The sequence below is a fragment of the Streptomyces sp. SID486 genome, from assembly GCF_009865385.1.
Taxonomy (GTDB): domain Bacteria; phylum Actinomycetota; class Actinomycetes; order Streptomycetales; family Streptomycetaceae; genus Streptomyces.
Genome location: NZ_WWJT01000716.1, coordinates 1 through 705, shown reverse-complemented (window position 1 = coordinate 705; position 705 = coordinate 1). Strand labels below are relative to the sequence as shown.

1 protein-coding gene is annotated in these 705 nt (G+C 72.9%); it reads right to left on the bottom strand.

The genetic code is table 11. From position 1 onward, the window contains the following. Positions 1-159 precede the first annotated feature (159 nt). A partial coding sequence (locus GT045_RS33380; protein WP_161336484.1) for an SAM-dependent methyltransferase occupies positions 160-705 on the bottom strand: 546 nt, incomplete at its 5' end.

Sequence of the window (705 nt, the reverse complement as noted above, 5' to 3'; positions counted from 1 at the left end):
CCCGTTCAGTACCACCCGGTCGTCCAAACGGGGCCGCCCTGCGGTCCCCGAACTCGGCAGGAACCGCGACAACACTGCCCACTCGGCATCCGAAAGCTCATGACGACGCACCACGACAAGCATGATCCCTCATCACTTGATCACCTTTGAAGACGATCCCTAGGGCACCCGGGCGATCAGGTAGCGGAAGACGTTCGGCATCCACACGGTGCCGTCCGGGCGGCGGTGCCGGTGCAGGGCCTCCGTCAGCTCCTTGTCGACCTGCTTGGCGTCGGTCGCCGCGATCGCCGCGTCGAACAGGCCGGTCGACAGCAGCCCCCGTACGGCACTGTCGGTATCGGCGTACCCGAAGGGACAGGAGACCCGGCCCGAGCCGTCCGGTTTCAGCCCGGCCCGCCCGGCGACCTCCTCCAGATCGTCCCGCCGGGCGGGACGCCAGCTGCGCGCGCTGCGCAGCGGATCGGCCAGCCGGGTGGCCACCCGCAGCACCCCGGAAGTGGCGCAGCGCTCCGGCGGCCCCCAGCCGGCCAGCACCACGGTGGTCCCGCGCGCGGCGAGCGCAAGCGCGCCGGCGAGCAGTTCGCCGAGCCCCTCGGAGTCGCCCGCGAGGCTGCCGATCGGCTCGAAGACGGTCACCAGGGTGTACGGGGCGGTCCCCGGCCCGGCCGCGTCCGCGGGCGGGCCGTCGAGGAGCACCGGGGCCGT